We start from the raw sequence: 22,437 nt of genomic DNA, 5'->3' as shown, positions 1-22,437 counted from the left end.
ATCCCAGTGTGTGACTTTTTAGTCATGCCTACATGCCTTTCGGCTATCAGGCTCGAATTCATTACGTATGAGGAAATTAAAAAAGCCGTTGGCAAAATCCAAAGGGCTTGAAATTTATGAATCTTAGATCGATTCAAACCCAAGATAAGCGTGCAGAACTTTTGGCATTATTATACCTTGCGGCGTCTGATTATTTTCCAGGATTGCAGCTACGATTCTCGGCAATGCCAAAGCACTTCCGTTGAGGGAGTGGGCAAGTTGAGTTTTTTTATCCTCTCCTTTGAATCGGAGTTTGAGTCTGTTGGCCTGATACGTTTCAAAATTGGAAACGGAACTTACCTCCAACCAACGCTCCTGTGCCGCAGAATACACCTCCATGTCATAAGTCAATGCTGAAGTGAAACCCATGTCCCCCCCGCAAAGTCTCAAAACACGATAGGGTAATTCAAGTTTTTGTAAAAGTCCTTGCACATAGCTGCTCATACTTTCCAAAGTCTCGTAAGATTTATCCGGATGCGTGATTTGAACCACCTCCACTTTGTCAAACTGATGAAGTCTGTTCAACCCCCTCACATGCGCACCCCAACTGCCTGCTTCTCGGCGGAAGCAAGGGGTGTAGCCCACGTTTTTGATCGGAAGAACTTCTTCGGACAAAATCACATCCCGGTACAAGTTGGTGATCGGCACCTCCGCTGTTGGAATTAGATAAAGTTGATCTGCTGTCGCAAAATACATCTGCCCTTCCTTATCCGGAAGCTGACCAGTGCCATATCCGGAGTCTTCATTGACCAAAATCGGAGGCTGGATTTCCATATAGCCTGCGGCCAATGCCTCATCCAGAAAGAAGTTAATCAGTGCACGCTGAAGTCGGGCACCTTTCCCTTTATATACCGGAAAACCCGCCCCGGTGATTTTCACTCCCAGATCAAAATCTATGATGTCGTACTTTTTGATCAATTCCCAGTGCGGCAGCTTTCCATCGAATAGTGCTGGAATTGTACCATATTCTAAAACCACTTCATTATCCTCAGCAGATTTTCCGGCAGGAACAGAACTATGCGGCACATTGGGAATAATGTAAAGCAGGGCCTTTAGATCCTCCTCAGTTTTGGAATACTGCTCTTCCAAATCCTTGATATGTTCTTTAATTTGGGTAGTCCGCTCACGAATCGCAACGGCCTCCTCAGCCCTGCCTTCTTTCATGAGGATTCCGATTTGTTTGGATATCGTATTGGCTTCGGCTTGGATCTGATCACGTTGCACTTGCGTCAATTTCCTCAAATCATCTAAAGCGATGACTTGATCAAGAATTGACGGGGCATTGTGAACATTTCTTTTTTGTAATCCGGCAAGAACACCGGCATAATTTTCCCGGATTTGATTAACTAAAAGCATGAATAAATCATTGATTTGGTGTCCAAAGATAAGGACTTATCGGACATAGACCGTCTTGGTCACAGAGGAGAAGGGCCCTTCCAGTTCTTTTCCATCTGCTCGGGATAGTTTTACACTTACACGATAGTCACCTTTGGGTAAGTTGGTAACCCGAACAGGTGCCATGTGATCTATTTCGTAGGCGTATTCATTTATTTTAATTTGGACTTTGAGCCTGTCGAGTTTCATATCCCCGCCCAAAACCAAAAAATCAATGATCAATTCTTCACCCGAAACCAGAATTTGTCCATTTCGAGGAAAATTCAATGCTAGATATGGCTCAGCAGAATAGGGGAAGGGCCTTGAGTCCCCCACAATAAAATCACGATCAACATAATTGCCAAAGCTTTTCAAGACATGACCTTCAGCATCGACCAAGTATCCTACTACTCGATACGTTCCCTCTGTGAGTTCGCGCTGAAATATTGGAGAAAAAAAACCTATCGGATCGCCTCCATTGAATATCAGAAAAAGCTGCGGATTTGAAGGAAGTCGTCTTAAGTCTGGAAAATTCTTGATATTGAATTCAAATGGGACTTTGCCCGGCCTAAATACTTGATTGCCTAAGGGCGTATATAACTCAAGCATAGCATCAGGAAATGCAGTAGAGTCTTCATATTGGAAAAATGTAACTCTAGGAGTAGTTGAATCTATAGCCACTGAATCTCCTGTATGATCCACTACCGACTCATTTATTTTCCGCTTGCTTTCGGAACAAGACAATGAAAATAAAGCGACAAAAAGACTTAGAAATAGGATTTTCTTCATAACTCAATCCAAATTGAGTTTAAAGATATTTAATTTTGAAGAATTACATTGACAATTCAACTAAACAATAAAATAAATGGACATCCTATTTGATGAAATCCCAAGTCTGGATCTGGCAGATTTTACCGCTGGAACCCCAGAACAAAAAACAGCTTTCGTGAAAAAATTGGGTGCGGCCTATCAGAACATCGGTTTTGTAGCTATAAAAAACCACGGACTCTCCAAGGATTTGCAAGACAGACTTTATAATTCAATCAAGGCTTTTTTTACACTCCCTGATGAAATAAAAAAGAAGTACGAAAAACCCGAGATCGGGTATCAAAGAGGCTATACCGGCAAGGGAAAAGAACATGCAAAAGGAAGAAATACGGGAGATTTGAAGGAGTTTTATCATGTGGGACAAGAGACAAGTCTTATCCCTGACACGGATTCTGTCAAAAACGAATATCCTGAAAATCTTTGGCCTTCCGAAATTGAGGGATTCCAGAATGATGCAATAGAAGCCTATCAAACCTTGGAAAATGCGGGTAAAGCAATGCTTCGGGCTATCGCCTTGAATCTGGAATTACCAGAAGATTACTTTGAAGATAAAGTAGCCTACGGCAATTCCATCTTGAGACAAATCCATTACTTCCCAATCGAAAATCCGGATGAGGTACCTGCGGATGCGGTCCGTGCGGCAGAACATGGAGATATCAACTTGATCACGCTTTTGATGGGTGCAAGTGCTGATGGATTGCAAGTGTTGAGAAAAGACGGCAAATGGATCCCAATCACTGCTCTTCCCGACCAACTAGTCGTAAACGTAGGAGATATGCTGGAGCGTCTGACAAACAAAAAACTGAAATCTACCATCCACCGTGTGGTAAATCCACCGCGGGAAATGATGCACACGAGTCGGTATTCCATTCCGTTCTTCATGCACCCAAGATCTGAAATGGATCTCACCTGTCTGGAAAGCTGTATTGACGAAACCCATCCAAAGCAATTTACCGATGTCACCGCAGGTGAGTTTTTGGATGAAAGACTTCGTGAATTGGGTTTGAAAAAATAACATGTCGGTCCGCCAAGTCCGATACAATGTGTTCCTAAAGGACATTTTCACGCTCTCCATCACGGCATTTGGAGGGCCACAAGCCTTCTTGGCCATGCTGTTGGAGCGAATGGTGAAAAATCGGGGATACATCACTGAAGAAGAACTTTGGGAATTGAATGCCCTGTGCAATATTCTCCCGGGTCCTTCTTCTACTCAGTTGGTCTCTGCAATTGGATTTCGGGTTGGCGGACCCAATTTAGCCTATTTGGCACTATTGGTTTGGATTCTTCCTGCCACTCTCCTCATGATAGCCACGGCTATAGTAATCAATTTTTTACAGGAAAACACTCTCGGTGCATTGGACTTCGCACGGTTTATTCAGCCGATGGCTATCGGATTTATCATTTTTGCTGCGCAAAAAACCATCAGCAAAATGGTAAAAAGTTCCGAAGCGATGATTTTGATGTTGATTTCGGCCTTTGTCTCTTTCTTTTACAGCTCTCCTTACATTTTTCCCATAATGCTGATTCTTGGAGGACTGAGTACTTCCGTCAAATACAAAAACCAACCTAAAGTGGAGGAGGACAAGCCGCTGAAGATCAAATGGGCAAATTTCTACCTCTGGGCCGGAGTTTTGATTTTGGCAGCTGTAGCAGGTGCGATCACAAAGTATCAACCCATCTTACTTTTCGAAAACTTCTACCGCAACGGCAGTTTGATTTTCGGAGGAGGTCAAGTGCTAGTTCCTTATCTTTATACTGAATTTGTGGACTTCAAGCATTTTTTAAGTTCAGAGGAATTCCTGACCGGATATGCCATTTCACAGGGAATTCCTGGCCCTACTTTTTCTATTTCATCGTATGTTGGTGCGCTGTCTATGAGAGAGTTTGGTCTGTCGGGATTCCTGATGGGAGGATTGATTGCCGCTGCGGGAATTTTTCTGCCCGGAATATTTCTAATATTTTTTGTTATTCGATTTTGGGATCAACTCAAACTTTACAGGCCTGTCCGAGCTGCATTGGAAGGCATCAATGCTGTCTCATGCGGAATGTTGATTGCTGCTGCATATCTACTATTTGAGCCTCTTGAGGCAAATGGCCTCCATATCATGTTTATTTTGGGTACTTACTCAGTACTCCAATTCACCAAAATATCCTCCCCGGTAATCATTCTGACAGGTATTGGACTGGGTATTTTAGCCAACTATTTTGTGTTCTGATTGCTTACAAAAATGCGCAAACAAACAAGAATACCTAAGAAAGCGTTTTGTGTTGTGATATCATTGCCTAACTTTCTTACATGCAAGCCTACGAATTCATTAATAGTCTCATTCCGCCCCTCAAACTTTCTGATCGGGGAGGAAAGGCTTTGGCATGGATGGAAGAAATTCGGATCGATGCGCTTCCGGTCACGGATCAAGGGAGATTTCTGGGATTCATCAGAGATGAGATGATTTTCGAATTGAATCAGCCCGAACAATTGATTGGTGCCATTGGTCTAAAGGGTGGAGCTTGTTGGGTTTATTCTGATAAGCATATTTACGACGTACTTCGGGTTGCATCTGAAAACCAGTCAAATCTCGTAGCAGTGATTGACAGGGAAAACGCCTACTTAGGAGTAATAACAATGGAAGATGCAATTTCTGCCTTCGCAGACAGTCTATCCATCAAGTCTCAAGGGAGTGTATTGATTCTTTCCTTAAATATGACCGATTACCATTTGTCTGAAATATCAAGATTGGTGGAGTCCGAAAACACCAAAATTCTCAGCTCATTCATAACGAATGACCCACTGGACGACAGCAAAATCAAATTAACCCTTAAACTCGATAAACCTGAACTCCGGCACGTAAAAGCAACATTGGAGCGTTTTGGCTATCGGATAATCGACCATTACCAAGAGGAGACGGGAGTTGGAAGTGAGGAAGATCGAATCGGTAACTTGCTGAGATTTTTAGATATTTGAGGTATGAAACGCCTATGTGAAAGGCTTCTCACAAAGGGAAATGTTTATAAGGGCATTCTCCCGATGAAAGATCGGGACAGGCTATGTGACCGCTAAAAAACAATTTTAACCACATGAAAATCGCCTTGCACGGCCTTGCATTGAAAGCCGAATACATAGCTGACATCGAAATACTCTTTCGGGAACTTAAAAAACATCAGATCGAAATTCTGGTTACGGAACCTTTGGACAGGGCATTGAAAATGTCGGGTAATAGAACCTTGAGCTATTGGCTTATTGAAAATCAGGAAGAACTCAAAGCTGTGGACTTTTTGATTTCGATCGGTGGGGATGGTACATTGTTGGATGCTGTCTGCTTGGTAGGAAGTCTTGAAATCCCCATTTTAGGACTAAACACCGGCAGAATGGGCTTTCTCGCCACCGTTGCCACAGATCGGATCAGTGAAGCCATCGAGCACCTTGCCAACGGCAATTTTCAAATTGAATCGCGTTCCCTGATTTCATTACACTCGAGTCGTAAACTTTTCAATGGATTAAATTTCGCCCTGAATGAATTTACCATTCACAAGCGTGACACCTCTTCGATGATTACAGTCCATACCTATATTGACGGGAAGTACCTCAATTCCTATTGGGCAGATGGCTTGATTGTCTCTACACCTACCGGGTCTACAGGCTATTCCTTGAGTTGCGGAGGACCATTGATCACTCCAGGAGCAAAGAGCTTTGTAATCACCCCTGTGAGTCCACACAATTTGAATGTCCGCCCAATTATTGTGTCAGATGAATCCGAAATCAGTTTTGAGATCGAAGGCCGTACCGAAAAGTTCCTGATTTCATTGGATTCAAGATCCACTTCTATTTCTTCCGAAATAAAACTAAGCGTAAAAAAAGAGCTGTTTTCAGCAAAATTGGTCAAATTGCCGCATTATCATTTCTTTGACACCCTGAGACAAAAACTGAATTGGGGTTTTGACATGAGAAACTGAATTTTAGCCGAATAGAGCTTAACATTAATTAACCCGTCAAATACCATAGGGCGTTTTTTAAACGTTAGGTACTTCATAACTTGCATCGTCTTGAAAAAGATCAACTCAAACATTATCAAAAACTTACTTATTTTAATACTTGTTTTGACAGGCTATATTATTCCCGTCAATGCTCAAAAATATGAGATAGGTGGAGGACTTGGCGTAGGAACTTACACCGGAGATATGATAAGGAGAATTGATCCCCGTCAAATTGGACTTCAAGGCACGTTGTTTGGCAAGAGAAATTTTGACAATGTGTGGAGCTTAAGAGTCGCACTTAGTTCTTCGATACTTCAGGCAGAAGACAGCCTAAGGCCAATAGACCCTGCCGCTCGAATAAGGGACGGTCGATTCAGAGGAGGGGTCATCGAAGGCAGTGCCGTGATGGAATTTAATTTCTTGGATTTTCTAAGAAATGATTCCGAATTTAGGTGGTCTCCCTATGCATTCTTTGGATTGGGTTTTTCCCATTTCATAATGAAAGGAAATGTTTACGATTTTGTAGTATCAGAACGGTATAACTTGAGCTCAGTTGTTATACCATTCGGAGGAGGTGTCAAGTACAGATTGAATGATCGTTGGACTTTAGCTGCAGAACTAGGATTTAGGCCTACCATGACAGACTTTCTGGACAAAATTGACAGCACACTTCCGGCTATACCACGCTATCAACAACCTACCGATCCAACAACTGGCCAAACACCACCATATGGGGTAAACTTCGGAAACCCCAACACAAAAGATTGGTACTACTTTCTTGGATTCACACTGAGCTATACTATTGCCAATGTTAAGTGCTATGCCTATTAATTAATTGAGGGCTAGCCCTGATTATTGGAAAAGAAATAGCATTTTTGTTCCTCCAAAAATGTAGGTACCTGACCCATTGGAATGAAGGAAAAATTAGACCCAACAAGAATCCCAAGACATCTTGCAATAATCATGGACGGCAATGGCCGTTGGGCCAAAAAGAAAGGTGCCATGAGAATCTTCGGGCATCGCCACGCAATTCAGGCTGTAAAAGATGCGATCGAAGGAGCTGACTACTTAGGGATAAAATACCTCACCCTGTTTTCATTTTCAACCGAGAATTGGTCCCGCCCTCAAGATGAGGTAAAGGCACTGATGGAATTGCTGGTGAAAACGATTATTGATGAGGTATCACTCATGATGAAAAACAACATCAGATTAAGATCCATTGGAGATGTGGAAAGTCTGCCCAAATCCGCTTACGAGAAACTGGCCGAAGCCCAAAGGCAAACAGAAACTAACACCGGCCTCACGGTTATTTTGGCACTTAGTTATAGTGGACAGTGGGAGCTCACTCAAGCTACCAAACGCATTGCTCAAAAAGTCTCTGAAGGCAAATTGAAACCTGAGGAAATTACGCAACAAACTATCGCTGATCACTTGGAAACGGCCGGAATTCCGGATCCTGAGCTGATGATCAGAACCAGCGGTGAGTATCGACTCAGTAATTTTCTACTTTGGCAACTGGCCTATACCGAACTGTACTTTACACCGGTATTATGGCCTGATTTCAGAGCAGAACACCTCTATGCCGCTGTGGAAGATTATCAGAAGCGTGAAAGAAGATTCGGTAAGACCGGGGAGCAAGTTAAACCTTGAGTAATTGGTGAAATCAAGTCTGGCTGCCTCAGCCAGGCTCGTGTGGCCTTTAAGGTCAAATTATAATTATATGAAAAGAAGTTTATTAATCCTGTTGTGTTTGATATGGTCTGCATCGGCTTATTCCCAGATTCGCCTAGGGCAAAGTCGCTACGCCTCCTCTAAACCTGTTGATATTCTGGAGCTGAACTATGCCAAACCTCAGAAATACAGAATAGCAGAAATCAAAGCGATGGGCCTGACCACGCTGGATGAAAATGCAATCATTTCACTGTCAGGACTAAAAGTTGATGACCGAATAGATGTCCCTGGAGATGCCATCTCAAATGCTTTGAAAAAGCTCTGGAGGCAGGGAATCATCGGGGATGTGAAAATCCTGGTGACAAAAATCGAAGGCGAGGATATTTACTTGTTGCTGGACCTCGCCGAGCGTCCGAGATTTTCACGGGTGGAGTTTAATGGCATCAATAAAACTCAAGAGGGGGAACTCCGCGATAAAGTAAATATTAGAGGTCGCGTCGTCCGCGATGACGTACTCAATACCGCCAAGAGAAACATCGAAAAATATTACCTCGACAAAGGCTACCTGAATACCGATGTCAAAATCTACCAGGACCGGGATACCACACTTCCCAACAGTGTCAAACTTCGATTCGATATCGATATCAATTCCAAAGTCAAAATCAATGAAATCCAATTTTACGGAAATGAGGAAATAGCTGATGGTACGTTGAAGAAAAAATTGAAAAAAACCAAGGAACAGGCACGGGTTGCGATTTTCAAGGATATCCATACCAGAATTGTAGAGGCTGATGCTGAAAGCATCAAAAAAACAATTTTTCATACAGACACCGTCTCAAAAGAACAGACGATAAGCTATATCAACAAAAACTTCAAGCTTAACTTTTTCAGTGGATCAAAATATATCCCCAAAGAATACAGAAACGACAAAGACAATATAATCAGCTTCTATAATAGCCGCGGTTTCCGTGATGCTAAAATCCTGGATGATTCAGTCTACAGTTTCTCAGAAGACAAAATCAACATTGACATCGCGGTTGAAGAAGGCCGAAAATACTATTACCGAAACATTTCATTCACAGGCAATTACATTCATCCGAGGTCAGTTCTTCTTGCGAAACTGGGGATTGAAAAGGGAGAAGTTTACAATAAAGAAAAACTGGATAAGCGTCTGAATTATGATCCCCAAAAGGGAGATGATGTGAGTTCACTGTATCAGGATAATGGATACTTGTTTTTCTCCATTGATCCGGTAGAGATTAATGTAGTCGGGGATTCCATTGACCTGGAAATGCGAATCTTTGAAGGCCCCCAAGTCACCGTAAACAGCGTAAACATCAAAGGCAACGACCGAACTTCTGATCACGTGGTCATGCGGGAAATCCGAATTCTACCTGGTCAAAAGTTTAGTAGAAAGGATTTGGTGAGAACCATCCGTGAACTTTCAACGCTGGGATATTTTGACCCTGAAAAAATCAATCCCGATCTCAAACCAAACTTTGAGGCGGCAACTGTTGATATCACTTTCGAATTGGAAGAAAGACCAAATGATCAAATTGAGCTATCCGGAGGTTGGGGTGGATTCTTTGGGTTTGTCGGTACGGTTGGCTTAGTATTCAACAACTTTTCCATAAAAAATATTGGAAATTTCAGTAAGTGGGATCCGCTTCCGGTAGGGGATGGTCAGAAACTTTCACTCCGAGTACAGGCAAATGGTCAAACTTTCCAAAACTACTCCCTGTCCTTGACTGAGCCTTGGTTTGGCGGCAAAAAACCTAATGCTTTGAGTTTTTCCTTCAACCATTCCATTCAAAGGCAAGTCGATTTCCTCAACCGCAACAATTTTGGTAATTCTTTGGGATTCTTCAAGATTACCGGCGTGACACTTGGACTTGCGAAGCGAGTGACTTGGCCTGATGACTACTTCAGCATTAGCAATTCAGTGCGATTCCAAAACTATGTGTTTGACCAGTTCGGAACATCCTTTGGACTAAGCTATCCTTCGGGAAACTCGAAAAGTGTCACCTTAAACACCACAATAGCAAGAAATAACGTGGACAACACGATCTATCCAAGATTGGGATCCAACATTATTCTTTCTACAGCCTTAACCCCGCCTTATTCTTCGCTCAACAAGAATATCAATGGAGAGTCCACAGATCAGCAAAAATACAACTGGCTGGAATACCATAAATGGATGCTTGATGCTTCGTTCTACACCCCGCTCCTGGGATCTACCAAGTGGGTTGCAAGTGCCAGAGTACACATGGGCTTCCTGGGCTCTTATGGTAACAAAATCGGAATCATTCCTTTGGAGCGATTCGTAATGGGTGGTGACGGGATGACCTTCAATAACTTTGCCTTAGGCCAGGAAATCATTGGACTTAGAGGTTATGAGAACCAATCTATCACACCCGGTAGAGCTACCCGAGGGACGGCCAATCCAGATCCTTATGGCGGGGTAGTCTACAATAAATTCGTCACTGAAATCAGGTTCCTGGTGTCTCCCAATCCCTCTGCCACAATCTTTCTACTTGCTTTCGCTGAAGCCGGAAACAACTGGGGATCCTACAAAGATTACAACCCCTATGATTTGAAAAAATCCGCAGGAATGGGTGCAAGGATATTTATGCCTGCCTTTGGACTGCTGGGTGTAGACTGGGGTTATGGATTTGATCGGATTCCGGGATCTTTGAACCGAAGCGGTCCACAGTTTCACTTTACTATTGGTCAGCAATTCAGATAATCTTGATTTCAGTAGCACGTTTAGTTAATTTATGCAAAAAATAAAGCTTGGTATTAACTCAATAATGACTCACTGAAAACAAGCCAAAGACATGGATAAATCACTGAAAATTGTACTTTTGCTCCTCATTCTGATACAAGGAGGCCCTTTAGCTGCTCAAAAGAGCGGATACATTGACACCGAATACATCCTGAATAAGCATCCGGACTACAAAGTCATACAGGATGTGCTTTTGAAGCTCAGCACAGAATGGAAGAAAGAGGCACAAAGTTTGGATCAGGAGATAAAAGAAATGACCACTCAGCTGAAGGCAGAGGAGGTATTATTGACAGAAGAAATGTACAGGCAAAGGCTTGAAGAAATCAAAGCGAAGCAAAAGGCCTCGCAAGAGTTTAACAATAGAATCTTTGGAATAAACGGGGTGTATTACCAGAAGCAGGCAGAACTGCTGCAGCCCCTGCAGTCTAAGATTTACGAAGCGATCGAACGCGTTTCGAGGCGGAATAACCTGGGCCTTTTGTTTGACAAGGCAGCAGGCCCTTCGGCCATAATCTATACTGATCCAAGACACGACTACTCTGAGTTTGTCCTGGACGAATTGGGAATTGAAGACAACAATTAAATACAAACACCAAATGATGAAAGTTAAAGTTATCCTATCAGCAGTAGCATTGCTATTCGTAGGATTTGCAGCTCAGGCTCAAGATGTAAAAATCGGCTATACGAGTGTGGAATTTATCATGGACATAATGCCTGAAATGGAACAAATCGGTGCAGATATCCAGGATTACCAGACTCAACTGCAAACCAATATCCAAACCAAGGCCGCTGACTTCCAAAGACAGGTCCAGGCCTATCAGCAGGCGGCTCCATCCATGACCGAGCAGGCAAGGACTGCAAAAGAAGCCGAATTGACAAAACTTCAGAATGATCTTCAGAAGTATGAGCAGGATGCCCAGGTATCTTACCAGCGAAAGTTGGGCGAATTGTTGGAGCCCGTACAAACCAAGGTCATCAATGCGATCAATGCTGTGGCCGTTGAAAACAACTACACGCATGTCTTCGCAGAGACAGCAGGTCAGTCTCCGATTTTGCTTTACACCAAAGAAGAAGACAAATTCACTGAGCTGGTGGTGGCAAAACTTGGCCTTAAAATGCCAACGCCTCCGGCAGGAGCTCCCGCCAGAAACTAATTACAAGGATTACCACCGGACTCAATAGAAAATAGTCCAAAGACCAGGGTTGTAGACCAAGCTGTTGGAAGTTATCGAATTGTAGCAAATCAACTAAAATTCCCAAAGGCTGTCTTTTTCGAAAGGCAGCCTTTATTTTGTGTTGCTTAATAGTTTTTGGATCGCCCGTCCCTCGTCTTATTCCAATATCTTGGATCCTAATTCTTGGATCTAGCATCTTGTGTCTAAAATCTCATCTATGTCCAAAAAGAACCCAAAAGACATCATCTCCAAAAGCTAGGACGCTGTGCTAGTGGATTTCTACGCAGATTGGTGTGGCCCTTGCCAAACGATGACTCCAATCCTTGAGGAGGTTTTGGATGAACTTGGCGGTAAAATCAAACTACTTAAACTGAATGTGGATAAACATCCCCAACTTACCCAACAGTTTGCAATCCGGTCGATCCCGCATTACATCCTCTTCAAGCGAGGGAAAATTCTCTGGAGAAAAGGAGGAATCATTACCAAACGGGACCTATTGCATGAGTTGAAGGCTTTTTAGAGTTTAGGATTCCCCGTTTTTTTTCAATAGACACTTTTTGGTTTGAAAATGCCTTTAAATCCTTCATCTTGAATTTTCACCTATCAAAAAAGGCCCAAAAGTTGAGCTAACTGAACGGGCATATAGATTTATGACGGTAATTTCACTGAAAAAACTATTGGTTAACTAACTCAAATCAAGTAATTTAAACCGACCTTAAAATTGATTTAAATAATCCAAGGATCAATTTACCATTGCCTCTCTTTGCCGACAAAATTCCCTACTGGAATTCTTAGAACATTTTATCTGAATAAACCCATTCATGAGTATTGCCATTACAAAAAGGAATAATGTAAAAATTTTCGGAAAAGGTACCCAAGCAATTGTTTTTGCCCATGGTTATGGTTGTGATCAGAAAATGTGGCGAATTATCACTCCAGCTTTTGAAAAAGATTACCGGATTATTTTGTTTGATCATGTTGGCTCCGGCAACTCAGATCAAAGCGCGTACGATTTTGAAAAATACAGTTCGCTCAAAGGATACGCTGAGGACCTTAATGAAATTTTATATTCTCTTGATCTCCAAAAAGTGATTTTTGTGGGACATTCTGTGAGCAGTATGATTGGAGTACTTGCTGCCGCTGATCGGCCCGAACTTTATGAAAAACTGATTTTGATTGGGCCTTCCCCCTGCTACATCAACGATAATGAATATTTCGGTGGCTTCAGCTACAAGGATATAGATGAATTGATAGCAACCTTAGAAAGCAATTATCTGGGCTGGTCAAGCTTTATCGCGCCGGTGATCATCGGAAATCCGGAATTGCCGGAATATTCTGAAGAATTGAAGAATAGCTTTTGTGCTATGAACCCGGACATTGCCAAGCACTTCGCCAAGGTGACCTTTCTTGGAGACAACAGGGAGGATTTATCAAGGGTTTGTACCTCGACTTTGATTATCCAATGTCATCCAGACGTGATCGCTCCTGTCCGGGTTGGAGAATTTGTTCATAAAAAAATACCTGATAGTAAATACGTACTCTTGAATAGCGCCGGTCACTGTCCGCACCTTACCGCTCCCGATCAGGTTATATCGAGCATACGTTCTTACCTAACCACCTAGACCTTGAATACTCAGCCATTCTTGGAAAACGCAGAAGATCTTTACCAAAATGCACCTTTTGGCTATATGACCGTACGCGCCGACGGACTTATTGTAAATGTAAATGCCACATTGCTCAAGTGGTTAGGTTATGAATGGGAGGAAATCCTCCTCCAAAAATCATTTCAGGATTTACTGGATATGGGAGGGAAAATTTATTTTGAAACTCACATGATGCCCATGCTGCTAATGCAGGGTGAAATCTCAGAAATAAATATCGAACTCAAAGGCAAAGCATCTATCAAGCTCCCCACTTTAGTCAATGCAAGTCGCATTCATGATCAATCAGCACTTGAAACCTATTTCAGGTTCTCCATTCTGGATATTACCCAGCGAAAAAGCTATGAATTGGAATTGATCAAAGCAAGGCAAGAAGCCGAACAAACAATTCAACGCCTCAAACAAATCAATGCGGAACTGGAACAATTTGCTTCTATCGCCTCTCATGATCTTCAGGCACCACTTCGTACCATTTCCGGCTTGATCGGATTGTCGGAAAAAAAAGGACATTTTCCTGTAGACAGTGAGGTGACCAAATATTTTTCACTCATAAAAAGAAATGCGCAACGGATGAAATTGATGATCGGCGACCTTCTTGAATATGCCAGAATCGACAGTGAAGAGTTGCCGTTTGAAGAATTCTCCTTGAATGAAGCCTGTGAAATCGGACTGGAGATGATTGACGATCAAGTAAAAGAAAGCAATGCGGTCATCACCATCCCCGAATTGCCGATGGTGATCGGAAATAAGCTTCAATTGGCCCGTCTTTTTCAGAACCTTTTTGGAAATTCCATCAAATACCGATCGGAAAGCGACCCAGTAATACGAGTGGCCTTTGAGGAAAAAAATGATGAAATCAGGGTCTTTGTAAAGGACAATGGGATGGGATTCGAAGAAGATCTAGCCGATCAAGTATTTGGTTTTATGAAACGCCTGCATTCTCATGACAGCATACCCGGAACAGGCATAGGCCTATCTGCCTGCAAGCGGATTCTTGCAATCCATGGCGGGACAATCGGCGCAACATCAGAACCGGGAAAAGGAAGCACCTTCTATTTTACACTTCCCAGATAATCTCCCCTCCATTTTTTTTTAAAAAAAAAGGGGGGTGGGCATACCGACAACCGCCTTGTCTTGTAAATTCAATTTCTCGATTTTTCAACTATTTTTCTTTTACAAAATTATTTTCAAGAACTCACGAAATTGTACTTAATCAAGAAAAAAAAAACTTTATAACTTTATATCCCGAAAAATATTTTTTAAACAAATTCAATATCATCTATTAATCACCTTTAAATCGAATACCTTGTTCAATTGATAAGTACAAAGAAGGTTGAAAATCAAAAAAGTACACCCAAACTATTTACTATGGAAGCTAAAATGACAGATTATAGCAGCCTTTTTTATTTGAGCCCTCTTCCACAATTGGTATATGATGTAAGCACTTTCGAAATTCTGGATGTTAATGAAGCAGCAATCCAGCAATATAGCTTTTCCCGCAATGAATTTTTAAAACTGACGATAAAAGGCCTCTACCCTAAAGAGGAGATTCCAAAATTGGTAGCACCGCATATCGATATTGATTCACAGCATGGGAATATTTACTTCGGGATATCTACCCATCAGAAAAAAAACCATGAAAAAATCAGAATGAAAATCAACGGACATAAAGTTGATTTTCATGGCCAAAAATGCATTTTGGCGATTTGCCTGGACGTTACAGAGGAAGAAAAAAAAACTCAACTCATCAAAGAATCAGAAGAAAGACTAAAAGCAGCTTCGGCCATTGCCAAATTAGGCTATTGGAGATTCGAACTAGAATCTCAGTCTATAACCTGGACAGATGAAGTTTATAAAATTTGGGGAAGACAAAAAGACAGTTTTGAAATCAATTTTGAAAATCTACTCAAAACCATCCATCCTGAGGATCATGAGGCATTTGACCTAGAGAATGATCGTACGATACACTCAGGAGAAAAAAATGTGGATATTATCCACCGGATAATTCTCCCTGACCACAGTATCCGTTGGATCCACGCAATTGGCAGAATGGTAAAGGACAAGCATGGTATTCCTATCGCTTTTGAGGGAACTGTCCAAGACCTCACTGCTCAAAAACTTGAAGAGCAAGAACTTCGACTGCTCGAAAGGGTCATTACCAATACCAAAGATGCACTACTAATTACAGAAGCAGAGCACTTCGACGAACCGGGAAACAGGATCATCTATGTGAATGAGGCCTTTACCAAAATGACTGGCTATACAGCTGAAGAAGTAATTGGAAAAACCCCCCGGATTTTGCAGGGGCCCAATACCAACAAAGAAGAATTGGCAAGGATTGGCAAGGCACTTAGAAACTGGGAGAGTTGTGAGTGCACGGTCATCAATTACAAAAAGAACGGAGAGGAGTTCTGGATCAACTTTTCTAGTTCTCCTGTTGCAAACGAGATGGAATGGTACACCCATTGGATAGCCATAGAACGGGATGTGACCGAGCAAAAGAACAAAGAGCTGGAAAAAGAACTTTTAAATAAAATCAGTTTAAATTTTAGTATTGAAAATGACCTAATAACTTCGGTTAATGAACTTTGCAAAACTGTTAGTTCATATGGCAATTTCGATTTTGTAGAGTTGTGGCTGCCCAATCTTGAAAGAAACCAACTTCAATTAATTGCACATATACCCACCACATCCAATGCCGGAATTTTCGATGAATGGAGTAAAGAAGTCACCTCTTTCAATTTAGCGGAGGAGGCACCGGGAATCGTTTGGCTTAAAAAATCCAGCATATTATGGGAGAATCTTAGTGAAAATGATGCTTTTACCAGAAAAGATGCCGCTAAAAAGGCCGGTATTGAAACGGCATTGACGATCCCTCTAATCTTCAATGAAAAAGTTATTGGCGTTTTAGTGGTTGGTTCACAACAAGAAATAAATTACCTAAAAAAGTATGTAAAAGTATTTGAACAGCTCGAACGATTTATAGGTTCAGAAATAAGCCGTAAGAAACTCGAAAATGACTTACATCACATATACGAATCTATCCCTGAAATCCTGTGCCAGTTAGATTTCCAGGGAAGATTTCTCAGAATGAACAAAGCAGGCTGTAAGGCCCTTGGCTACAGTGAGGAAGAGCTTTTGTGCCATTCCTTCGATGAGTTTGTACATCCCGAGGACAAAGACATCTCCGCCATTGAAGTGATGAAACTGAGTGAGGGAGAAGCCACCTTCAAATTCGAAAACCGGTGCATAACCAAATCAGGTAACATTATTTGGTTAAGCTGGACTTGTAGCCCATCGGTGGAGGATGGATTAATTTACGCTGCGTCAAAAAACATCACTGAGGAAAAGAAACTCAGGGAATTGAATCGTCAGGTCAATTCTATAGCAAAAATTGGCAGCTGGGAGGTAGATTTGTTGCAGGGTAAAGTGTATTGGTCTGAAATGGTTCATGAACTTCACGAAACAGACCCTGAGTCATATATTCCCAATTTGGAGAATGCAATATTGTTTTACAGGGAAGATTTCCGTGAAATGGTTCAGGGCGCTATTGATAAATGCATCCAGTCAGAGGTAACGTTTGATTTTGAAGCCATCTTGGTTACAGCCAAGGGGAAAGAGCGTTGGGTACGTGCCATTGGCAATGCGGAATTTGCAGTTGGAAAATGCCACCGGATCTATGGTAGTTTTCAGGATATTCATAAACGAAAAGCAAATGAAATAACATTACACAATACCCTAAAAACCCTTGAGGCATTTAAAAGTGCATTAGATCAATCTGCGATTATCGCAATTACTGACAAAAATGGTGTAATCACCGAGGTAAATGATAATTTCTGCAAATTATCACAATATTCGGAAATGGAGTTAATTGGTAACACACATCAGTTAATCAATTCCAAACATCATCCAAAGGCATTTTTTAAGGACTTATGGAAAACCATATCATCAGGCAAGGTGTGGAAAGGGGAAATAAAAAACATGGCGAAAGATGGCTCCTATTATTGGGTATATACTTCAATTTTCCCGTTTTTAGATGAAAAAAATATATCCTATCAATATCTGTCCATTAGGTTTGATATAACAAAAATAAAGATTGCTGAAGAACAAGTATTAAGAACGCTGGAAGAAAAAAACAAAATACTGGAAAGTATCGGAGATGCTTTTTTTACGGTTGACAAAAATTGGGTGGTAGGATATTGGAACAAACAATGCGAGAGTTTACTGGGTATCAATAGAGAAGAAATATTAGGTAAAAACATTTGGGAGGAATTCCCGGAGGCTGTATCACTCCCTTCTCACACAAATATTCATCATGTGATGGCTACTGGTGAGTCCATTAATTTTGAAGAATATGACCCTGCATTTGATAAATGGTTTGAAGTAACCGTTTATCCTTCAAAGGAAGGTCTTACTTTTTATTTCAGAGATATAACCCTTCGAAAGCAAGCGGATATCAGCTTAGTTCAAGCCAACGAACGTTTCGAAAAAGTTGCCGAAGCAACCAATGATGCCATTTGGGATTGGAATTTATTAGATAACTCACTTTTCTTGGGAAACGGATTTAAAAGATTATTTGGACATATGGTGGATGTAAATTTAACACCCATCGAAGATTGGACTCAAAACATTCATCCGGATGACCAAGAACAGGTGCTTCAGAGTATTATGGATGCGATAGAAAAACCAAATCAAACCAATTGGATGGCTGAGTACCGTTTTCGGAAAAATGATGGCACATTTGCAAATGTCATTGACAGAGGTGTTGTCATTAGAGATGATGGAGGAAAAGCCATTCGAATGGTTGGGGCTGTGATAGATATTACTGAGCGGAAGAATTATGAAAAGCAGCTTCTCGGGCTGAATAAATCCTTACAGCAACACGCCCACGAACTCGAACTCACCAACGAACAGCTCGAACAGTTTGCCTTTATCGCCTCCCATGACCTGCAGGAGCCGCTGCGGATGATCTCCAGTTTTCTGGATCAACTTAAGCGAAAATATGGCGGACAGCTAGATGACAAAGCACATCAATACATCCATTTCGCCACAGATGGGGCCAAACGGATGAGGCAAATTATCCTTGATTTGCTCGAATATTCCCGGGCTGGAAAACTTGAAGAAAATAGGGTGAAAATCAACTTTGACCAACTGGTAGCTGACTATAAATCCCTGCGGAAGAAAATTATTCACGAAAAATCAGTCGTAATCGACCACTCCCCACTCCCTGTCATTGATGGTTATCGGGCACCATGCACCCAAGTGATTCACTGCCTTTTGGACAACGCAATCAAATATTCCAGAGAAGGAATTGCCCCCCGAATTGAGCTTGGGGTAGAAGTGACCGAAAGCGAATGGGTGTTTTCGGTTCGAGACAACGGAATTGGAATAGCACCGGAATTCTTTGGTAAAATCTTTGTCATTTTCCAGCGCTTGCACAATCGGGATCAGTACGGTGGAAACGGTATCGGCCTGTCGATCGTGAAAAAGCAGGTCGAATCCTGGGGAGGTAAAGTTTGGCTGAGTTCTAAACTTGGAGAAGGTTCTGTATTCTATTTTTCAGTGCCTAAAGTTTAATTTTAGGATAAACTCAAATTGATGGCATAATGGAAATTACTTCTACCTTAATGTACTAATGGGTAAAATAATAACTAGAACCATCCGGAAGAAATTTTCGATATTTTCAAAAAAATTGACCAAAATACAGACCGAAAGGGATTTGGGCTTTAGGTATGTCAAAAATCAGGAAATTACATGAAAATCGAATTTGGGTTGAATCAGACGGAGATTCCGGCTCTACCTTTCTCTTTGTAATCAAATATAAAAATACATGAAATACCCATGAGAAAGGCTTCTCACACAGGGGAATGATTATCCAGGGCATTCCATCTGACCATTAAAAAACAAAATATAAACAGATGAAACCAGCACACATTCTTTTGGTCGAGGATAATGAAGGAGATATTATTTTGACACTTGATGCATTCGAAGAAAGTAAGATCAAGACTAAAATCAGTGTGGTCAAAAATGGCCAGGAGGCTCTGGATTTTTTGTTTCGCCGGGGGGAATATACTAAAGCTGAAAAACCGGATTTGATTTTGTTGGACATCAATATCCCGATATTCAACGGACATGAGGTGCTGAAGCAAATCAAATACCATGATGCCCTTAAAAAAATCCCGGTGATCATGCTGACCACCTCCTCCAGCCAAAAAGATGTAAACCAAGCCTATGAAAACCACAGCAACAGCTATGTGAAAAAACCGCTGGACATGGATGAATTTCTGGAAGCCATCCTCAAAATTGAGGAATTCTGGTTGCAACTTTCCACGTTGCCAGATTGAGCACTACGTAAAAAAAAAGGAAAGATCGCTCCTTCCTTTTTTTGGCTAAATGAATGTGATCACCAGATCAGCACCTCGTCTTTTGCGAATTTGCTCTTTATGTTGTCCTTGAACAGGTTCAAAGCTACAGTGAATTCATGCGTGCTGCCCGGAAGCAGGTAGCTCCTGCCCATCGGAAATTCGTAAAGGTAGCCGATTTTCATCCGCTGAGTCAGAAATCCCACCTGCAAGTTGCTCGCATAGTCGATCCGATGGCCTGCCCCAACCCATACTTTGTCCATCAACAGCGCTTTGATATTCAGCTCCACCACATTGGGCAGATCTTTCCTGCTTCTGAAAAAAGCATTGGTGATGATGGACAGATTGGGGGTGATCGCCTCCCGGAAGCCCGCCTGAATAAACTGCTCGGCCGGGTAGCCTTCCATGAAATTATCTCCACGACTTGCTCCTCCTCCATTGATCCGGTGTACTGCGTACGAAAAGTAGTATTGCCGGTGCGTCAGCGCTATTCCAATATTGGCGTCCAGAAACTGCATGTCCGAGAAGGCACCGTAATACTGTCCCAAAGTCGGATCGTTTTGTTCTTCTGTTGTCATGGCGTTCCCGTCCAAACGTACCGTCTGATAGTTGACTCCCACTCCCAGTCTCAGGTTGTGGTTTTCGGTCAGTCTAACTCGACTGGCGTAACTGATCATCAGTTCATTGTCCCGAAAGGCTCCGTAGGTGTCTTGAAGCAGGTTGACCGAGATCGCATTCTTACCCATCAGGGCAGGATCCATTTCTCCCGAGATTTCCCCAAAGTCAATTTCGGTACTGAAGAAGAAGGTCTTTGGTGCCCCTTCAAATCCTGACCATTGGTTCCGCACAAAGCCCCGCACAGTCGAACCCTCATAGCCGGTCAAACCCGGATTGAAGTAGCTCTGAAAGTGGGAAAACTGGGAGATGTTCTTTCGGGTCTGGCCATAAGAAGTAAGTCCGGAGAAAAGACAAAAAGCAAGGAGCAGAAAATATTTGAAGTTTTGCATGGTTAGTCTGTTTTTGGAAATTTTTGGAGTTTAAAGTGGAACCGGGCATTTTCTGCCTGATCCCCTTTTGATTTAATTTTTCAGAATAGTTAATATCCCTCTTCTCACATTTCCGGTTTCGATCACCTCAATGATCCAGAAATAAGTGCCGACTGGCATTTCTTTGCCCTTGTAAGTCCCATCCCAACGGGTATCCGCATCTTCAGTGTAGAAGAGTCGCTCTCCGTTGCGGTCAAAGACCTGTACCCTCACTCCACGGAAGTAGCGCAGATCCGGCACTCCCCAGGTGTCGTTGATGCCATCTCCGTTTGGAGTGAAACTGTTGAACACTTCCAACTCCAGAATGTCGGTTCGTCCTCTGTTGATTGTAAAGGATTTTTCGATCACATTCCCGTCTCGGTCCGTTACCCGGATCACTACCGAAAACTGGGTTCTTCCCGCAACCTCATCGGCACTGCTCCAGAACAGGATTCCGTTCTTCACCTCAAAGAATTGGTTATCCCCTGCCCCCGGGATTAAGGTAATGACATGTTCCCTGTCTATCGGATCGATCACCGTGAAGCTTCCTATCACCTGGAAGTAATTCTTCGGATCAGGATCAAAGTCATTGTTGCTCAAAATCACATCCTGTGGAGCTGGCTTGGCCAAAACTCTTACCTCTAGCATTGCCCTCAGACCTTCAGGATTCAGAATTCCATCCGGCAGGGTAACCACTCCGGTCAGGAAGTAAGTGCCCCGCTTGAACAGATTCAATGGAGCAAGATTCCAGCTAACCGAAAGCTGTACCACCTGTCCGTCTGCGGTAACCGCAGTCACCTTTGCAGGCAGGGTCGGACTCACAGACCATGGGGTGGTAATCGGGTCAGGATTGGAAATGGCAATCAATTCGGCCGGGATAATTTCAAACTGTGCGGAAACAAACTCCAGCTGATAGTTCTCAGTGGATTTCAATGTACCCAAGCCGATCGCATACTTTCCTACCTGTTCGCCTGCTGCTCTGACAAGATTTCCCGTCAGTACACTCAGGTTATCCGTGCCCTTGAAGCCTGTGGCTACAAATATCAGGGCAGGATCTGCAGAACCGAATATTTTGGTCTGTGGATTGGCCTCGATTTTAAGCGTCGCTTTGTTTATCGTCAACGTCCCGTTTACAAGCGTGATCTCGTAGTTTTCGTCTGATCCGCCAGCTAGTGTGATTGGATAAGTTCCCACATTAGAGCTTGCAAGAGCAGTCGTACTGATGCTTGGCTCGGTTGTCACCTTCGTGTCTCCGTTGACTAAACCTGAATAGCTAAAGGTCAAGACAGGATTCGCGTCGCCGTAAGTTTTCTGCTTGTCATCAGCCCTGATGGTCAAGTCCTTCTTGCCGATGGTCAGCATGCCGCTTACCAGCGTGATGGTGTAGTTCTGATCTTCACCGCCGGTTAAAGTGATTGGATACGTTCCCACATTCGAGCTTTGCGTAGCAGTCGTGCTGATGCTTGGCTCGGTCGTCACCTTCGTGTCTCCGTTGACCAGACCTGTGTAGCTGAAGGTCAGGGCCGGATTCGCTTCGCCGTATGT

18 protein-coding genes are annotated in these 22,437 nt (G+C 42.5%); 14 read left to right on the top strand and 4 right to left on the bottom strand.

Going from position 1 to position 22,437, the window contains the following annotated elements; all coding sequences use genetic code 11:
• Positions 1–123: 123 nt before the first annotated feature.
• Positions 124–1,395, bottom strand: a complete 1,272-nt coding sequence (gene serS / locus BLQ81_RS05725; RefSeq protein ID WP_092728998.1) for a serine--tRNA ligase — start codon at positions 1,393–1,395, stop codon at positions 124–126.
• A 36-nt stretch (positions 1,396–1,431) separates the two neighbouring features.
• On the bottom strand, positions 1,432–2,202 hold the full coding sequence (locus BLQ81_RS05720) for a hypothetical protein (protein ID WP_092728997.1): 771 nt from the start codon (positions 2,200–2,202) through the stop codon (positions 1,432–1,434).
• Positions 2,203–2,278: 76 nt separating this feature from the next.
• Between BLQ81_RS05720 and BLQ81_RS05715 the strand changes: the two genes are divergently transcribed.
• From BLQ81_RS05715 to BLQ81_RS05640, 14 genes are all read left to right on the top strand, one after another.
• Positions 2,279–3,256: an isopenicillin N synthase family dioxygenase gene (locus BLQ81_RS05715; protein ID WP_092728996.1), complete on the top strand. Its 978-nt coding sequence runs from the start codon at positions 2,279–2,281 to the stop codon at positions 3,254–3,256.
• 1 nt (position 3,257) lies between these two features.
• On the top strand, positions 3,258–4,457 hold the full coding sequence (gene chrA / locus BLQ81_RS05710) for a chromate efflux transporter (protein WP_092728995.1): 1,200 nt from the start codon (positions 3,258–3,260) through the stop codon (positions 4,455–4,457).
• A gap of 80 nt (positions 4,458–4,537) precedes the next feature.
• Positions 4,538–5,203, top strand: coding sequence for a CBS domain-containing protein (locus tag BLQ81_RS05705; RefSeq protein ID WP_092728994.1), 666 nt, complete (start codon positions 4,538–4,540; stop codon positions 5,201–5,203).
• Between the two features lie 113 nt (positions 5,204–5,316).
• Positions 5,317–6,192 carry an NAD kinase gene (locus tag BLQ81_RS05700; RefSeq protein ID WP_092728993.1) on the top strand — a complete coding sequence of 292 codons (876 nt, stop codon included), beginning with the start codon at positions 5,317–5,319 and terminating at the stop codon, positions 6,190–6,192.
• 90 nt (positions 6,193–6,282) lie between these two features.
• Complete coding sequence (porG, locus tag BLQ81_RS05695; protein WP_092728992.1) at positions 6,283–7,044, top strand: type IX secretion system protein PorG; 762 nt, start codon at positions 6,283–6,285, stop codon at positions 7,042–7,044.
• Between the two features lie 81 nt (positions 7,045–7,125).
• A complete protein-coding gene (locus BLQ81_RS05690; protein ID WP_092728991.1) occupies positions 7,126–7,863 on the top strand; it encodes an isoprenyl transferase in 738 nt (245 codons plus the stop codon).
• Positions 7,864–7,933: 70 nt separating this feature from the next.
• Complete coding sequence (locus BLQ81_RS05685; RefSeq protein ID WP_092728990.1) at positions 7,934–10,630, top strand: BamA/OMP85 family outer membrane protein; 2,697 nt, start codon at positions 7,934–7,936, stop codon at positions 10,628–10,630.
• Positions 10,631–10,721: 91 nt separating this feature from the next.
• Positions 10,722–11,252: an OmpH family outer membrane protein gene (locus BLQ81_RS05680; protein ID WP_092728989.1), complete on the top strand. Its 531-nt coding sequence runs from the start codon at positions 10,722–10,724 to the stop codon at positions 11,250–11,252.
• Positions 11,253–11,265: 13 nt separating this feature from the next.
• Positions 11,266–11,823, top strand: a complete 558-nt coding sequence (locus BLQ81_RS05675; protein WP_092728988.1) for an OmpH family outer membrane protein — start codon at positions 11,266–11,268, stop codon at positions 11,821–11,823.
• Positions 11,824–12,109: 286 nt separating this feature from the next.
• Positions 12,110–12,364: a thioredoxin family protein gene (locus BLQ81_RS05665; protein ID WP_245693188.1), complete on the top strand. Its 255-nt coding sequence runs from the start codon at positions 12,110–12,112 to the stop codon at positions 12,362–12,364.
• A gap of 301 nt (positions 12,365–12,665) precedes the next feature.
• A complete protein-coding gene (locus BLQ81_RS05660; protein ID WP_217636648.1) occupies positions 12,666–13,466 on the top strand; it encodes an alpha/beta fold hydrolase in 801 nt (266 codons plus the stop codon).
• 3 nt (positions 13,467–13,469) lie between these two features.
• On the top strand, positions 13,470–14,579 hold the full coding sequence (locus tag BLQ81_RS05655; RefSeq protein ID WP_245693187.1) for a sensor histidine kinase: 1,110 nt from the start codon (positions 13,470–13,472) through the stop codon (positions 14,577–14,579).
• Between the two features lie 294 nt (positions 14,580–14,873).
• The gene (locus BLQ81_RS05650; protein WP_092728986.1) at positions 14,874–19,082 is read left to right on the top strand and encodes a PAS domain S-box protein; all 4,209 of its coding nucleotides are present in this window, start codon (positions 14,874–14,876) and stop codon (positions 19,080–19,082) included.
• Positions 19,083–19,423: 341 nt separating this feature from the next.
• Positions 19,424–19,849 (top strand): response regulator, encoded by a 426-nt coding sequence (locus tag BLQ81_RS05640; protein WP_092728984.1) that lies wholly within the window; start codon positions 19,424–19,426, stop codon positions 19,847–19,849.
• 59 nt (positions 19,850–19,908) lie between these two features.
• On the opposite strand, the gene BLQ81_RS05635 is transcribed toward BLQ81_RS05640, so the two are convergent.
• Positions 19,909–20,874, bottom strand: a complete 966-nt coding sequence (locus BLQ81_RS05635; protein ID WP_092728983.1) for a PorP/SprF family type IX secretion system membrane protein — start codon at positions 20,872–20,874, stop codon at positions 19,909–19,911.
• 72 nt (positions 20,875–20,946) lie between these two features.
• Positions 20,947–22,437: MBG domain-containing protein (locus tag BLQ81_RS05630; protein ID WP_139183568.1), on the bottom strand; the 1,491-nt coding region annotated here is incomplete at its 5' end.

The sequence above is a fragment of the Algoriphagus alkaliphilus genome (genome assembly GCF_900103735.1).
Taxonomy (GTDB): domain Bacteria; phylum Bacteroidota; class Bacteroidia; order Cytophagales; family Cyclobacteriaceae; genus Algoriphagus; species Algoriphagus alkaliphilus.
The sequence above is the reverse complement of the archived record's forward strand: the minus strand, read 5'-3'. Positions and strand labels throughout refer to the sequence as shown.

Coding starts and splice junctions, on each gene's coding strand:
- serS (WP_092728998.1), bottom strand. CDS start 1,395: ATGCTTTTAGTTAATCAAATCCGGGAAAATTATGCCGGTGTTCTTGCC.
- BLQ81_RS05720 (WP_092728997.1), bottom strand. CDS start 2,202: ATGAAGAAAATCCTATTTCTAAGTCTTTTTGTCGCTTTATTTTCATTG.
- BLQ81_RS05715 (WP_092728996.1), top strand. CDS start 2,279: ATGGACATCCTATTTGATGAAATCCCAAGTCTGGATCTGGCAGATTTT.
- chrA (WP_092728995.1), top strand. CDS start 3,258: ATGTCGGTCCGCCAAGTCCGATACAATGTGTTCCTAAAGGACATTTTC.
- BLQ81_RS05705 (WP_092728994.1), top strand. CDS start 4,538: ATGCAAGCCTACGAATTCATTAATAGTCTCATTCCGCCCCTCAAACTT.
- BLQ81_RS05700 (WP_092728993.1), top strand. CDS start 5,317: ATGAAAATCGCCTTGCACGGCCTTGCATTGAAAGCCGAATACATAGCT.
- BLQ81_RS05690 (WP_092728991.1), top strand. CDS start 7,126: ATGAAGGAAAAATTAGACCCAACAAGAATCCCAAGACATCTTGCAATA.
- BLQ81_RS05685 (WP_092728990.1), top strand. CDS start 7,934: ATGAAAAGAAGTTTATTAATCCTGTTGTGTTTGATATGGTCTGCATCG.
- BLQ81_RS05680 (WP_092728989.1), top strand. CDS start 10,722: ATGGATAAATCACTGAAAATTGTACTTTTGCTCCTCATTCTGATACAA.
- BLQ81_RS05675 (WP_092728988.1), top strand. CDS start 11,266: ATGATGAAAGTTAAAGTTATCCTATCAGCAGTAGCATTGCTATTCGTA.
- BLQ81_RS05660 (WP_217636648.1), top strand. CDS start 12,666: ATGAGTATTGCCATTACAAAAAGGAATAATGTAAAAATTTTCGGAAAA.
- BLQ81_RS05650 (WP_092728986.1), top strand. CDS start 14,874: ATGGAAGCTAAAATGACAGATTATAGCAGCCTTTTTTATTTGAGCCCT.
- BLQ81_RS05640 (WP_092728984.1), top strand. CDS start 19,424: ATGAAACCAGCACACATTCTTTTGGTCGAGGATAATGAAGGAGATATT.
- BLQ81_RS05635 (WP_092728983.1), bottom strand. CDS start 20,874: ATGCAAAACTTCAAATATTTTCTGCTCCTTGCTTTTTGTCTTTTCTCC.